We start from the raw sequence: 13615 nt of genomic DNA, 5'->3' as shown, positions 1-13615 counted from the left end.
GTTGTGGAATAAAGTTTCTTAAAAATACGGTTTCTATCGCAAAGCTTCAACAATGGCACTATCAAAAAGCGCTTCGAGGGAAATTCCCGCGATTTTGGCTTGTTGAGGCAAAAGACTTTCTTCGGTGAGTCCCGGGGTTGTGTTTATTTCGAGGAGATGGGGCACATCGCCGATAAAAATAAATTCACTACGGGTATAGCCTTTCAATCCCAGGGTTCTGTAAATGAACTCGGCCGATTGTCTCACATTGGATTCCTGCTTTTCGGAGATTCTTGCCGGGGTTATCTCCTGTGATTTGCCCATGTATTTCGCCTCAAAGTCAAAAAAATCGTTTTCCGAAATAATTTCAGTGGCGGGAAGTACCGTCACTTCGTTGTTGAACGTGATCACACCAACGGAAACTTCGGTTCCATCCAAAAAGGATTCTATGATGATTTGGTTGTCCTCGGAAAATGCGTTTTCAATGGCGTCGCCCAAATCCTCTTTTTTGTGCACTTTGGAAACTCCATAGCTACTGCCCGCTCTATTGGCCTTCACAAAACACGGAAGGCCCACTTTGTCCACAATGGCATCTTCATCCACCGATTGGCCCTTGTTCAAATAGTAGGAGGTGGCACAAGGCACGCCATAGGGTTTCAAGGTGCTCAGCAAGTCTCGTTTGTTAAAGGTCAATGCGGCTTCGTAATGGTTGCAGGAGGTTTGTGGAATGCCCAAAAGTTCAAAATAGGCCTGCATCAATCCATCTTCTCCGGGAGTGCCGTGTATGGCATTGAAAACACAATCAAAATGAATTTTTTCAGTATCGATGGTTATGCTGAAATCGGATTTGTCCACGGAATGTTCCTGATTGTCTTCATCCAAATAAAACCATCTGTCCTTTGTGATGACAATACGATAGGCATTGTACTTTTTTCTATCTAAATACTTGTGAACCACGTTCCCGCTTTTTATGGAAATATGGTGTTCGCTGGAGTAGCCGCCCATGATGATGGCAATGTTCTTTTTCATTGACTTGTAAAATATCGCAGAGCCAAAGTAAAGAAAAAAGGGTTGGCTTTCCTATATTTGTTCCGATAAGGTGAACTGCATGAAAAATTTTTTCAAGTTTTTAAAAAGTAAGACATTTTTGATCCAGCTTGGATTGGCTGCTGTTGCCGTGTTGGTTTTGGTTTTCGTTACACTGCAATGGCTAAAGAGTACGACCAACCATGGTGAATTTGTTGAGGTGCCCGATTTTTCAAAAATGTCGGTTTCGGAAATGCGGTCGGCAGTTGAGGAAGCTGGGTTGAGGTATCAGGTGTTGGATTCATCAGAATATAATCCCGACTACCCACGTTTCTCCATATTGGAACAAAATCCTCCTGCGGGCAATAAGGTCAAGTCCAATCGTAAAATTTATTTCACGGTAAACCCATCAGGTTATAAAAAGGTAAGTGTGCCGGATATCATTCAGGTTACTCGCCGCAATGCAGAATCTATGCTCAGAGCTGTGGGATTGGATGTGGAACGTGTTACTTACAAGGATGAGTTGGGCAAGGACATGGTCTATAATATGAAGCATAAAGGGAAATACATAAAACCCGGCGACCGATTGCCAAAAACCTCCAAGATCGAGCTTATCTGTGGCAACGGGACCATCCCCGGAAGTGCGCGGGTACAGGCAGATTCCAACTAAGTATGGATACTTCGGAAAATCAGGACGAGCTTTCTCAGGAAGATCTCTATGAGCATCATGGTTTTGTGGCCTCCAAAGGTCAGGAACCGTTGCGTGTGGATAAATTCTTGATGAACTTTATCGAGAACGCTACACGGAACAAAATCCAACAGGCAGCCAAGAAAGGACATATTTGGGTAAATGGCTCCATTGTAAAGCAAAATTACAAGGTAAAGGCCGGCGATGAGGTAAAGGTGATGTTCGAGCACCCACCCTACGAGTTCCTGCTGACCCCCGAAGATATTCCATTGGATATCGTCTATGAAGACGATGTACTTTTGGTAGTGAACAAACCTGCAGGCATGGTGGTCCACCCGGGACATGGGAATTACTCGGGAACCTTGATCAATGCATTGGTCTATCATTTTGAAAATTTGCCCAATAATAGTTCGGACAGACCGGGATTGGTACACCGTATCGATAAAGACACTTCGGGTTTATTGGTGGTTGCCAAAACGGAGACGGCCATGACACATTTGGCCCAGCAATTTTTTGATAAGACCAGTGAGCGGGAATATGTAGCCTTGGTTTGGGGCAATGTGGAAGATGATGAGGGGACCATAGAAGGGCATATTGCCCGGAACCCCAAGAACCGTTTGCAGATGATGGTGTTTCCAGAAGGAGATGAAGGGAAAGAAGCCGTTACCCATTACAAGGTATTGGAGCGTTTTGGATACGTTACTTTGATTTCATGCAAACTGGAAACAGGCAGGACCCATCAGATTCGGGTGCACATGAAATACATAGGGCATACCTTGTTCAACGATGAGCGCTACGGTGGCGATAAGATTTTAAAGGGGACCACTTTTACCAAATACAAGCAATTTGTGGAAAATACCTTTAAAGTATTGCCCAGACAAGCACTACATGCCAAAACCCTTGGTTTTGAACATCCTGTTACGGGCGAGTTTATGCGATTTGATTCCGAACTGCCCGAGGATATGGTAAACGGAATCGAAAAATGGCGAGGCTATGCCAAGCATCACGAATCATAGTTTTCTTCAATCCCAAGATTGAAAACACCATTGGAATCCCCTTCCAAAAAAGTAAAAACCTCGTTATTTTTACAAAAAATAGAACAAGATGAAAATTGTGATTTCTCCTGCAAAGTCGCTCGATTATGATACGGCTTTGCCTACATCAAAATATAGTCAGCCCCAATTTTTGGAACAAGCGGAAAAACTGAATTCCGTCCTAAAAAAGAAAAAGCCCAAGGCTTTGTCGGAGCTCATGTCCATTTCTGATAAACTGGCCGATTTAAATTGGGAACGCAATCAACAATTTGAGTTGCCATTTACTGCGGCCAATGCGAGACCCGCTATTTATGCATTCAATGGTGATGTGTACCAAGGTTTGGATGCCTACACCATTCCAGAGGATAAATTGGACCGCTTGCAGGATACCTTGCGAATTTTGTCGGGCCTGTACGGTATCTTGAAGCCTTTGGACCTGATGCAGCCCTACCGTTTGGAAATGGGAACGCAACTGAAAGTGGGCCGTAAAAAGAACCTGTACGAGTTTTGGAAAGACCAGATTACGGAATCTTTGAACAGTGAACTAAAGGATGACGAATTATTCGTGAACTTGGCGAGTAACGAATACTTTAGTGCCGTGGATGACAAGAACCTTAAAGTTCCAGTCATTGCCCCGGTCTTCAAGGATTGGAAAAACGATAAGTTAAAGGTCATTAGTTTTTTTGCTAAAAAAGCACGTGGTTCCATGGTCCGTTATATCTTGGATACGGGAGCGGAAACCTTGGACGATATCAAGAATTTTGACTACGACGGATATCTCTACAGCGAAGAGCACACGGTAAAGAAAAACGAACCTGTGTTCATTCGCTAAAAAACTTTGGTAAAATCCGAAGTAATCTTTAAGTTATAAACGACAAGGCATGTTGTTACGATTGAAGTGCACATGCCTTAAATTGTGATACGCTTAAATTTAACCCAGAGGTTACACATTATTCACGACCTTTGAGTGTTTGACTATTTTTTAACACCAACATAAAACAGATACATGCAGCAGACCAAACGGTTAGAAGAGTTTAAAAAATCGGTAACCAATAAGTTCAACATCTATAACAGCCTTTTCCTCAGCTTGCCCTACAAGAACGTGGAAAATGTGGGGATTCTCATTCCCCTCTTGCTCGATCAATGTGAGAAAGGGCTAAAGGCTGGCAAAGAACCCCAAGAGATTTTGGAGGTGTTCTTTTCCAATTTTGTGGATATTCAGGATGAACGGGAACGATTGGACTTTATGTTCCGTATCATTCAGTACGTAGAGCGCCAAGTGGTGCTGTACGATAGTGTAGAGGATTCCGCATTTCCAAAGCTGCAGGAATACAGTAGTTCGTTGACCATCAAGGATTATTTTGAGTTGGTGAACCGTACCAAAAATTGGGACAAGGTATCCAAAAAATTGTCCACCTTCAGTGCACGAATAGTTTTAACGGCACATCCAACGCAGTTCTATACCCCTGCGGTCTTGGATATCATTGCAGAGTTACGTTCGCTTATCGATGAAGATAGAATCCATGATATTGATGTGACCCTTCAACAGTTGGGTTTGACATCATTGATCAATGCGAAGAAGCCGACACCTTTGGATGAGGCTAAAAACATTATCTATATTCTTCGTAATACCTATTATGATGCTGTTGGGGAATTGTATCAGTATGTAAAAAGCAACATTCGAGATGATAAGTTTGAGAACTACAACCTGATGAAACTCGGATTTTGGCCAGGTGGTGACCGTGATGGAAATCCGTTTGTCACGGCCGATATTACCAAGCAAGTAGCCGATGAGTTAAGGCTTACCCTGATGAAGTGCTACTACAATGAATTAAAGAACCTTCGCAAAAAGCTGACTTTTAAGAGCATGCAGGGTGAACTTAACGAATTGAGTGGTAAATTGTATAAGGCCATGTTCGACCCCAACGCACTCATTTCCTATGAGGGAATCATAGGGCATTTGAATGTCGTAAGGGAACAATTGGTAGAGCATTATCATGAATTGTACTTGGATGAATTAGATCGGTTCATTGATAAGGTCCACATCTTCAAAACACATTTTGCCACTTTGGACATTCGCCAAGACCACAGCAAGCATTTGTTAGTTGTGGAGACCGTGCTGAAAAAGCAGGGCATCATCAAGGAAAGCATTGATGAGATTAAAGAAAAAGAATTGGTCAAGTTGTTGCTTGAGAAAGATTTCAACCTCGATCCAAAGGATTTTGATGATGATATTGTAAAGGATACCATTGTCAATATCCAAAACCTGAAAGCAATTCAAGAGAAGAACGGCGAAGATGGGTGTAACCGCTACATCATCAGTAACTCAGAAGATATTTTTGCCGTATTGTTCGTGTTCGGATTGTTCAGATGGTGCGGATGGGACGAGAAGGAAATCACATTCGATATTGTTCCATTGTTTGAGACCATGAAAGGCATGGAGGCTTCTGAAGAAGTGATGCAGACCTTGTTCGACATCCCAAAATACAGGCAGCACCTGGAGCGAAGAAGGGATATCCACACCATAATGCTCGGTTTCTCCGATGGTACCAAGGATGGAGGTTATTTAAAGGCCAACTGGTCCATCTTAAAGACCAAGGAAACGCTGAGCAAAGTCTGTAAGAAAAACGGAGTCAGCGCCATTTTCTTTGATGGTAGGGGGGGGCCACCAGCAAGGGGAGGAGGTAAGACCCACAAGTTCTACGCTGCCCAGACCAAGGATGTGGCCAATCACGAGATCCAACTTACCATCCAAGGGCAGACCATTACCAGTACCTATGGTACCAAAGAACAGTTCATACACAATTCCGAGCAGTTGCTCACTGCGGGGCTCAGCAACAACCTTTTTGGTAAGGAACACACTATTTCCGCTGCTCAGCGTAAGTTGATTGAGGAGCTCTCCGAACTGAGCTTTGAGAAATACGATGCCCTAAAGCAACACGGGAAATTTATTCCGTACTTGGAAAACAGGAGTACCCTAAAATATTACACCAAGGCCAATATTGGAAGTAGACCCGGAAAGCGTGGCAATAAAAAGCAGTTGACACTATCCGACCTACGTGCCATTTCCTTTGTGGGTTCATGGAGCCAGTTAAAACAAAACGTTCCAGGTTATTTCGGATTGGGGTCCGCCATTCAGCAATTGAAAGAGGAAGGACGATTGAACGAAGTGAAGAAACTCTACAAAGAAGTTCCCTTCTTCAAAGCTTTGATGCTGAACAGTATGATGTCCTTGGCCAAGTCCAATTTCGATTTGACCAGTTATATGAAAGAAGATGCCGAGTTTGGCGATTTCTGGAACATACTACATGATGAATTCCAGTTGTCCAAAAAGATGCTCTTGCAGATTTCAGGACTCAAAATTCTGATGGAGGACGAAGCCGTTTCAAGGGAATCCGTGAAAATCAGGGAAAAGATTGTGTTGCCATTGTTGGTAATACAGCAAAACGCCCTGTACCATATCACACAAAACTCGGAATACAAAGAACTGTACGAGAAGATTGTGACCCGTTCGCTTTATGGCAACATCAATGCGAGTAGGAACTCAGCATAGTGCTTGATTTCTTTTTAGGATATTACAAGTTTAATAGTAGCAATCAGTATGGTGCAGAATCCATAGCATCATACTGATTGTTTATTTTTACCCATATACAGTATACTTTTAGTTTTGAGCAAACAACCATTCAAGCACACCCACCCTTATGCGCCCTTTTTATTACCCGAGGCCACTAAATTGATAGTTGGAACCTTGCCTCCACCACGATTTACCACGGGAGAATTAAAGCCGCAAGATGTGGATTTCTGCTATGGGAGTTGTAACGGTCAGCTTTGGCCCATTCTTGATAGAATATTTGATTTGGGTTTAAAATATGAGACTACGCAAGAGGCAGTTGAGCAACGAAAAAAGTTTCTTGTCAAGCATAAAATAGGAGTTTGCGATATAGTTGAAAGTGCCGAAAGAGAAAAAATCGACGCCTCCGATTTGGGTATGCAAAATGTAGTCCTTCGCGATTTGGTGGGTTACTTGAAAAAATACCCGAATATCAAAACATTATTGTTCACTGGCGGAAATAGTAAAAATGGCCCGGAATACTTCTTTCGGAGACAGTTGAAGGAACACGGTCTAAAATTGAGAGTTGTCTCCAATGAAGTGCCTCGGATCCATCATTTAGAATTGCCACTTGATTCTAATTTGTCATTTCGGGCGCAGTCGAGAACGATAAAAACCGTTTCCCTGACCGCCCCTTCAGGCGCCGCCAATCGTGCAGTTGGAAGTTTGCAAGCCTATAAAGACCTTAAAAGTAAAAAACCTGATTTCAATACACTTGATTTCAGGGTAAAGCAGTATAGGGAGTTTTTTTAATTCATTACAGAAGATAGAATCCCATAAAATGCCTTAATCCCATAAGCCAACTGACCAATTTTTACATTTTCGTTGGGACTATGTTGATTGTTGTCTGGATTTACCACGGGAACGATAAAAGCAGGGATTTTCAGTTCGTTGATAAAAGGAGAAATAGGTACGGTGCCGCCCATGGTACGGATTTGAATTACTTCTTTACCAAAGCTTTGGCTTAAGGTTTTCACAATAAACTTACCGTACGGATTATCCAAGTCTGTGCGGAAAGCATCGGTTACACTGCCTTCTTCCACGGTTATGATTTTGTCAAATTGCATACGCTCCTCTTTGGAAGGTACATGATCCAATACTTTGTATCCCTGTTTGGTAATATGATCTTTGACCAATTGTTTCAACCGGTTGCCATCGCTTTCCATGACCAACCTCAAGTCCAGCTCGGCCGTGGCGCTTTCCGGAACAATGGTTCGAGCCTTGTTACCCACCCAACCAGAGCTCAATCCGCGAATATTGAGGGAAGGATATTGCAAGGCCTCCTGATAAAAACCACCTACTTTTTCAGCTGTTTTAAACTGAAGCTTTTCTGCAATAGCCTCGTCGCTATCGGGAACGCTTTTTAAAATGGAGTCGGTTTTTTCATCAATGGAAATACCATCATAATAGCCAGGAATGGTCACTTTGCCATCGGAATCTTTCATGGTTGCCAGCAATTGTGCCAACTGGAACCCAGGGTTCGGGGCATAATTGCCATAATGTCCACTATGTTGCGGTTTTATGGGGCCGTAGGTGGTCAGGGTCAAGGTAGTGATGCCACGACATCCATAAACAACGGTTGGATTTTCAGAAGCATGTACCGGGCCGTCCACGATTATTAAAAAGTCTGATTCCAAAAGTTCCCGATATTGTTTTACTGCGGCAGGTAGGGGATTACTGCCCTTTTCCTCTTCACTGTCCAAAATAACCTTGATGTTAAACGGAAGTTCCTTGCCATCCTTCTTCAAGAGGTCCACGGCGTTCAAGAGCATTACGATGGGCGATTTGTCATCTGAAGTGGAACGTCCGAACAAACGCCAATCGTAATTGATGTCATCGTCCATTTCATCAAAAGAAACCGTTTCAAACCCATCTCCTTTTGGGGCTTTCAAAACCACTTGGTAAGGATTCGACTGATTCCATTTGGATGGGTCTACGGACTGCCCATCAAAATGCATATAAATAAGTATGGTAGGTTTTTCATCGGTCATGGGCATTGCCGCAAAAAACAAGGGAAGTCCCTCTGTATCCAAAACGGCAGTGTTAAAACCCCTATCGACAAATTTACGCTTGAGCCACATGATATTTCGGTCAATATCGGCCGCATCCAGCGCATCATTGGGAATGGCGACAAATTCCCGAATTTCATTGATGGCATCTGCCACTTGTGATTTTATAGCAACATCATCTTGTGCGAAAAGGGAAAAACCAAGGAATAGGGAACCAAGGAAGAGCATTTTTTTCATGAAACAAATCGTCTTGATTTTAAAAGTTGAAATTTAACGAATTTGCTTCACAAAGTCACTAATGTCATCCACTCCATTTGCTGTTAAATATTTAATGAATGCTGAACCAATGATAGCTCCTTTCGCTTTTTGTGTCGCTTGCCCAAAAGTTTCTGCATTACTGATGCCGAAACCGACAATTTGGGGGTTGTTCAACCCCATGCTGGCAATACGGTTGAAATAGTCGGATTGTTCACTGCCGAACCCCTGTTTGGCCCCTGTGGTACTGGCCGAACTTACCATGTAAATAAATCCTTCAGACGCTTCGTCTATGGCTTTGATGCGTTCGTCACTTGTTTGAGGAGTGATTAGGAAAACATTGATCAGTCCATGTTTTTTAAAAATGCCCTCATACTCCTCTTTGTACACATCCAATGGCAGGTCGGGAAGAATCAGTCCGTCAATCCCGATTTCTTCGCATTGGGCACAAAATTCTTCCACACCATATTGTAGCACTGGATTAAAATACCCCATCAAAATAAGGGGAATCGATACCGTTTTTCGAATATCTTTCAGTTGATCAAAGAGCAAAGCGGTGTTCATTCCATTTTTAAGTGCTGCCGTGGAACTTTCTTGGATGGTGGGTCCGTCCGCCAAGGGGTCACTGAACGGCAAACCTATCTCGATGAGGTCCACACCGTTTTTTTCCAAATCTTGGATGATTTTTACAGTGTCACCCAAATTGGGGTAACCTGCTGAAAAATATATGGAGAGGATTTTTTTGTCCTCCTGTAGTTTTTGTTTGATTCTGTTCATAACTTGAAATAATCAATATAGTTCTGTAAATCTTTGTCCCCACGACCGGATAGATTCACTACCACAATATCATCGGGATTGAACTTGCGGTCCTCAAAAATGGCCAGTGCATGGGACGATTCAATAGCGGGAATGATACCCTCTAATTTACAAAGCTCCAATCCTGCCTTCATAGCATCATCATCGGTAATGGAAATGAACTCTCCACGACCCGAAGTATACAAGTGGGCGTGCATGGGGCCGACTCCAGGGTAATCCAATCCTGCTGAAATGGAGTAGGGCTCGGTTATTTGTCCATCTTGTGTTTGCATCAACAAGGTTTTACTGCCGTGAATAATACCTACTTTGCCCAAGGCCGATGTGGCGGCACTTTTACCGGAATCAATTCCTTTTCCGGCCGCCTCAACGGCAATGATACCCACTTCGGGAACATCCAAGTAATGATAAAATGCTCCAGCAGCATTACTTCCACCTCCCACACAGGCCACCACATAATTTGGGTTTTCCCTGCCTTCTTTTTCTTGGAGCTGGTTTTTCATCTCTTCTGAGATTACGGATTGGAAACGGGCCACCATATCCGGATAAGGGTGCGGCCCTACTACGGAACCAATAATGTAATGTGTGTCCACAGGATTGTTGATCCAGTCGCGAATCGCTTCGTTTGTCGCATCTTTTAAGGTTTTACTGCCCGATGTGGCTGGTCTAACCTCGGCTCCCAACATTTTCATACGGGCCACGTTCGGTGCTTGGCGTGCAATATCGATTTCCCCCATGTACACCACACATTGGATCCCCATCAAAGCGCAAACGGTTGCTGTCGCCACCCCGTGCTGACCTGCACCTGTTTCAGCGATGATCCTGTTTTTGCCCAATCTTTTGGCCATTAGAATTTGTCCGATGGTATTATTGACCTTGTGTGCTCCCGTATGACAGAGATCTTCCCGTTTCAGGTAGATTTTCGTATTGTATTTTTCGGATAGGCGCTTTGCAAAATAAAGAGGTGTTGGCCTACCAACGTAATCCTTCAACAATTGATGGAACTCTTCTTTGAAAGAAGGTTCTTCCATGATGCCGAGGTAGTTTTGACGAAGCTCCTCGCAATTGGGATACAGCATCTCCGGGATAAAAGCTCCCCCGAACTCGCCGTAGTATCCCCGTTCATCAGCATGATAGCTTTTCATTGGTGTCTTATTTTTTAGTTGCGAACGCTCTTCAGCGATTCGATAAATACTTTTATGTCATCTATGTTTTTTAGGCCTGGGGCCGTCTCAAATTTACTGTTCACGTCAATGGCAAAACAATTTTCGGAAGCGGGACTGTTTAAGAAGCTCTGTAATTTTTCCTTGGAATCCAATCCAATGCCACCGCTTAAAAAGTAAGGTTTGTCGGATGGATATTGTTTCAAAATGGACCAGTCAAAGGTATAACCATTACCTCCAGGGAGTTTTCCCTTGGTGTCGAAAAGAAAAAAATCACAGGCCGCCTCAAAATCATTCAATACATCAAAATCAAAATCATCCTTGATGGAAAATACTTTGATGATTTCTAGATTTTTCGACTGTACTCGAAATGACAGAAATCTTTCTTTTAGTTCATGGCAGTATTCAGCACTTTCTTTTCCATGGAGTTGTACGGCATCCAATTGATAATGGCCTATTTTTTCCAAGACCTCTTCCAAAGGTGCGTCCACAAAAACCCCTACTTTTTTGATGGAACTGGGCAATGCTGGAATCTCTCCCGAAAAGTAACGGGAGGAAGGTTCCCAGAAGATAAAACCCAAATAATCGGGTTGCAATGCTGCCACCTCTTCTGGATTATGGTTCATGCCGCAAATCTTTAGTTTCATAGTTAATGTCTTGTCAGGTCGAGTGTTTTTGAAACTTGTTTCAAAATGTATCGAGACCACTTATTTCACGATACGATTCACCAAAAGTTAATCACTCGAAATAACGTTATGCAATTATTTTATCAATAAATCTTTTGGCGCTCTCGCCGGGTTCGTTGGTCTTCATAAAATTCTCCCCGATCAAAAAGCCTTGATAATCGAATTCCTTTAGCTCACGAATGGCCTCTACGGAACTGATACCACTTTCGGAAACCTTGACAAAATCATCTGGAATTTTTTTTGATAAGGTTTTGCTGATGTCCAAATCGACCTCAAAGGATTTAAGATTCCTGTTGTTCACGCCCAACATATCCAAACTGGGCATGATGGATTTTTCGAGTTCCTCTTCGTTGTGTACTTCCAACAGTACATCCAGTCCCAAACTTTTGGCCAATTCGGAAAATTTCTTGATTTCCTCTCTCGATAAAATTGCCGCAATCAATAAAATGACATCGGCACCATACGCTTTGGCTTCCACAATCTGATATTCATCTATGATGAACTCCTTTCGTAAAATGGGAATGTTGGTTGATGCCCTTGCAAGGACCAAATCATCCAGTGAACCACCAAAATATTTGCCATCGGTCAGCACGGACATGCCTGAGGCACTAGCATCGGTATACCCCTTGGCCACGTCCTGAACACTCAAGCTTTGGTTGATAACGGATTTGGATGGGGAACGGCGTTTATGCTCTGCAATAATGCCGGAATTGCTTTTGCGCAATACTTCTGCCAAAGAGATAGAGGTACGCTCCATCATTACCGAAGCCTCCAATTGTGGAAGGGTAATGAGCGATTTTTTCAAATCGACTTCTTTGCGCTTATCAGCTACTATTTTATCTAGTATGTTCATATTTGATTTGAAAGCCCGAAGTCGGTAGTCCGAAGTCGGTAGATTCTTTGTAATTATTTGATGTTTTTTCTGAAAGCGACCAACATGTTCATTAAATGGAATGCTTCATTATAAAGCTCTTCAAAGGTTTCGCTTGGAATATAATCTCTTCTATTCGCTTTGTGTAAGCAGGTAACAACTTCGCTTAAAGATCTAATTGCATAACCAATGAATTTTTTAAATTCGGGATTTGTTTGTCCGGTAGAACCTTCCGAAATATTTAATGCTATTGAATCCACAGCCCGTCTTATTTGTGAGCTGAGATTGTAGATTTCATTTTTTGGGAAGAGTTTCGTTATATCATTTATGGTTTCTCCAAAATCCATGGCCTTTTGCCAGACAATTATCTTTTCAAACTTGAATTTTGACGCTCTCATTACTGTTGATTTATTTCTAGTCTCATTAAACTCCGGACTTCTGACTTCGGACTCCTTACATTATTTAGATAAAGATTGCAATTTCCTTAAGGCTTCCAGTCCTTTGCCACCAAACAACGACTCTTTTGCTTTTTCAAAACCTTCTTTTGGCGTGGTGCCTTCCACCGTGGCAATGGCGATCCCTGCATTGGCACAGACTACATTGTTCTGGGCATCGGTTCCTTTGCCTTGCAGGATATTCATGAAAATTTGAGCGGACTCCGCCACATCTTCACCTCCTTTGATTTCCTCTTGCGAAACTTTTTCCACGCCAAAATCAGCTGGTTTCAACATGGCTTCGGTGTGGTTCGATATGGTTTTGGTGTCGCCCGTCAAAGAGATTTCATCATATCCGTCCAGGGCATTTAGAATGGTAAATTTCTTGTCCGTATTCTGATACAGATAACCATACATTCTGGCCAACTCCAAATTAAATACTCCCACCATCTGGTTTTTAGGAAATGCGGGATTTACCATAGGTCCCAACATATTGAAAAATGTTTTCACGGCCAACTCTCTCCGGATGGGGGCCACATTTTTCATGGCAGGGTGGAACAAGGGTGCGTGCAATACACAAATACCTGCTTCCTCGATGGTTTTCTTTAGGAAATCTGCATCATTACTAAATTTGATTCCTAAAAATTCCATGACGTTGCTACTTCCACATTTTGAGGATACTCCGTAGTTGCCATGTTTGGTCACATATATTCCTGCACCTGCCGTCACAAAAGACGCCAGTGTCGAGATATTAAAGGTGTCCTTGCCGTCCCCACCAGTTCCACAAAGGTCGATAGGGTCGTATTCGGCGAGGTCAACGGCCAAACAGAGCTCTAAAAGGGCATCGCGAAAGCCTTCAAGTTCTTCAATGGCCACACTCCGCATCATATAGACAGTCAAAAAAGCTGCGATTTGCGAAGTGTTGTAATCTCCCTTGGCAATGTTTACCAATATTTGTTTGGCTTCTTCCTTTGGAAGGATCTCGTGATTGATGAGTTTATTTAAAGTCTCTTTCATTGTTCTTGTTTGTCATTCCTGCAAAGGCAG

General features: G+C 42.8%; 13 protein-coding genes. 5 read left to right on the top strand and 8 right to left on the bottom strand.

The window, feature by feature from the left end:
- Window positions 1-33: 33 nt before the first annotated feature.
- Window positions 34-1008 (bottom strand): D-alanine--D-alanine ligase, encoded by a 975-nt coding sequence (locus PY092_RS05140; RefSeq protein WP_275614780.1) that lies wholly within the window; start codon window positions 1006-1008, stop codon window positions 34-36.
- Between the two features lie 79 nt (window positions 1009-1087).
- Between PY092_RS05140 and PY092_RS05135 the strand changes: the two genes are divergently transcribed.
- The 5 genes from PY092_RS05135 to PY092_RS05115 all read left to right on the top strand — a co-directional run bounded on the left by PY092_RS05135 (window position 1088) and on the right by PY092_RS05115 (window position 7090).
- Window positions 1088-1675, top strand: a complete 588-nt coding sequence (locus PY092_RS05135; protein ID WP_275614779.1) for a PASTA domain-containing protein — start codon at window positions 1088-1090, stop codon at window positions 1673-1675.
- A gap of 2 nt (window positions 1676-1677) precedes the next feature.
- Window positions 1678-2709: an RluA family pseudouridine synthase gene (locus PY092_RS05130; protein ID WP_275614778.1), complete on the top strand. Its 1032-nt coding sequence runs from the start codon at window positions 1678-1680 to the stop codon at window positions 2707-2709.
- Between the two features lie 88 nt (window positions 2710-2797).
- Window positions 2798-3559 carry a peroxide stress protein YaaA gene (gene yaaA, locus PY092_RS05125; protein ID WP_275614777.1) on the top strand — a complete coding sequence of 254 codons (762 nt, stop codon included), beginning with the start codon at window positions 2798-2800 and terminating at the stop codon, window positions 3557-3559.
- A 174-nt stretch (window positions 3560-3733) separates the two neighbouring features.
- Entirely contained in the window at window positions 3734-6280 is a 2547-nt protein-coding gene (locus PY092_RS05120) for a phosphoenolpyruvate carboxylase (protein ID WP_275614776.1), read from the top strand.
- 114 nt (window positions 6281-6394) lie between these two features.
- A complete protein-coding gene (locus tag PY092_RS05115) occupies window positions 6395-7090 on the top strand; it encodes a uracil-DNA glycosylase family protein (RefSeq protein WP_275614775.1) in 696 nt (231 codons plus the stop codon).
- Here PY092_RS05115 and PY092_RS05110 read toward each other — a convergent pair.
- The 7 genes from PY092_RS05110 to trpD all read right to left on the bottom strand — a co-directional run bounded on the left by PY092_RS05110 (window position 7087) and on the right by trpD (window position 13585).
- Window positions 7087-8583 carry a M20/M25/M40 family metallo-hydrolase gene (locus tag PY092_RS05110; RefSeq protein ID WP_275614774.1) on the bottom strand — a complete coding sequence of 499 codons (1497 nt, stop codon included), beginning with the start codon at window positions 8581-8583 and terminating at the stop codon, window positions 7087-7089. The two genes, PY092_RS05115 and PY092_RS05110, sit on opposite strands and share 4 nt — an antisense overlap.
- Window positions 8584-8616: 33 nt before the next feature.
- Window positions 8617-9378: a tryptophan synthase subunit alpha gene (gene trpA / locus PY092_RS05105; RefSeq protein ID WP_275614773.1), complete on the bottom strand. Its 762-nt coding sequence runs from the start codon at window positions 9376-9378 to the stop codon at window positions 8617-8619.
- Window positions 9375-10559 carry a tryptophan synthase subunit beta gene (gene trpB / locus PY092_RS05100; RefSeq protein WP_275614772.1) on the bottom strand — a complete coding sequence of 395 codons (1185 nt, stop codon included), beginning with the start codon at window positions 10557-10559 and terminating at the stop codon, window positions 9375-9377. Before trpB ends, trpA begins: the two co-directional genes overlap by 4 nt.
- Window positions 10560-10573: 14 nt before the next feature.
- A complete protein-coding gene (locus PY092_RS05095; RefSeq protein ID WP_275614771.1) occupies window positions 10574-11224 on the bottom strand; it encodes a phosphoribosylanthranilate isomerase in 651 nt (216 codons plus the stop codon).
- A 106-nt stretch (window positions 11225-11330) separates the two neighbouring features.
- Window positions 11331-12116 carry an indole-3-glycerol phosphate synthase TrpC gene (gene trpC / locus PY092_RS05090; protein ID WP_275614770.1) on the bottom strand — a complete coding sequence of 262 codons (786 nt, stop codon included), beginning with the start codon at window positions 12114-12116 and terminating at the stop codon, window positions 11331-11333.
- A 53-nt stretch (window positions 12117-12169) separates the two neighbouring features.
- On the bottom strand, window positions 12170-12532 hold the full coding sequence (locus tag PY092_RS05085) for a four helix bundle protein (RefSeq protein ID WP_275614769.1): 363 nt from the start codon (window positions 12530-12532) through the stop codon (window positions 12170-12172).
- A 60-nt stretch (window positions 12533-12592) separates the two neighbouring features.
- Window positions 12593-13585: an anthranilate phosphoribosyltransferase gene (gene trpD / locus PY092_RS05080; protein WP_275614768.1), complete on the bottom strand. Its 993-nt coding sequence runs from the start codon at window positions 13583-13585 to the stop codon at window positions 12593-12595.
- Window positions 13586-13615 lie beyond the last annotated feature (30 nt).

The organism is Flagellimonas yonaguniensis (assembly GCF_029193885.1).
In the GTDB taxonomy this organism is placed as follows: domain Bacteria; phylum Bacteroidota; class Bacteroidia; order Flavobacteriales; family Flavobacteriaceae; genus Flagellimonas; species Flagellimonas yonaguniensis.
This window is presented reverse-complemented; position numbering and strand designations above follow the sequence as displayed.

Excerpts from the sequence above, each read along its gene's own strand:
- PY092_RS05140 (WP_275614780.1), bottom strand. The coding sequence starts at position 1,008 with ATGAAAAAGAACATTGCCATCATCATGGGCGGCTACTCCAGCGAACAC.
- PY092_RS05135 (WP_275614779.1), top strand. The coding sequence starts at position 1,088 with ATGAAAAATTTTTTCAAGTTTTTAAAAAGTAAGACATTTTTGATCCAG.
- PY092_RS05130 (WP_275614778.1), top strand. The coding sequence starts at position 1,678 with ATGGATACTTCGGAAAATCAGGACGAGCTTTCTCAGGAAGATCTCTAT.
- yaaA (WP_275614777.1), top strand. The coding sequence starts at position 2,798 with ATGAAAATTGTGATTTCTCCTGCAAAGTCGCTCGATTATGATACGGCT.
- PY092_RS05120 (WP_275614776.1), top strand. The coding sequence starts at position 3,734 with ATGCAGCAGACCAAACGGTTAGAAGAGTTTAAAAAATCGGTAACCAAT.
- PY092_RS05110 (WP_275614774.1), bottom strand. The coding sequence starts at position 8,583 with ATGAAAAAAATGCTCTTCCTTGGTTCCCTATTCCTTGGTTTTTCCCTT.
- trpA (WP_275614773.1), bottom strand. The coding sequence starts at position 9,378 with ATGAACAGAATCAAACAAAAACTACAGGAGGACAAAAAAATCCTCTCC.
- trpB (WP_275614772.1), bottom strand. The coding sequence starts at position 10,559 with ATGAAAAGCTATCATGCTGATGAACGGGGATACTACGGCGAGTTCGGG.
- PY092_RS05095 (WP_275614771.1), bottom strand. The coding sequence starts at position 11,224 with ATGAAACTAAAGATTTGCGGCATGAACCATAATCCAGAAGAGGTGGCA.
- trpC (WP_275614770.1), bottom strand. The coding sequence starts at position 12,116 with ATGAACATACTAGATAAAATAGTAGCTGATAAGCGCAAAGAAGTCGAT.
- PY092_RS05085 (WP_275614769.1), bottom strand. The coding sequence starts at position 12,532 with ATGAGAGCGTCAAAATTCAAGTTTGAAAAGATAATTGTCTGGCAAAAG.
- trpD (WP_275614768.1), bottom strand. The coding sequence starts at position 13,585 with ATGAAAGAGACTTTAAATAAACTCATCAATCACGAGATCCTTCCAAAG.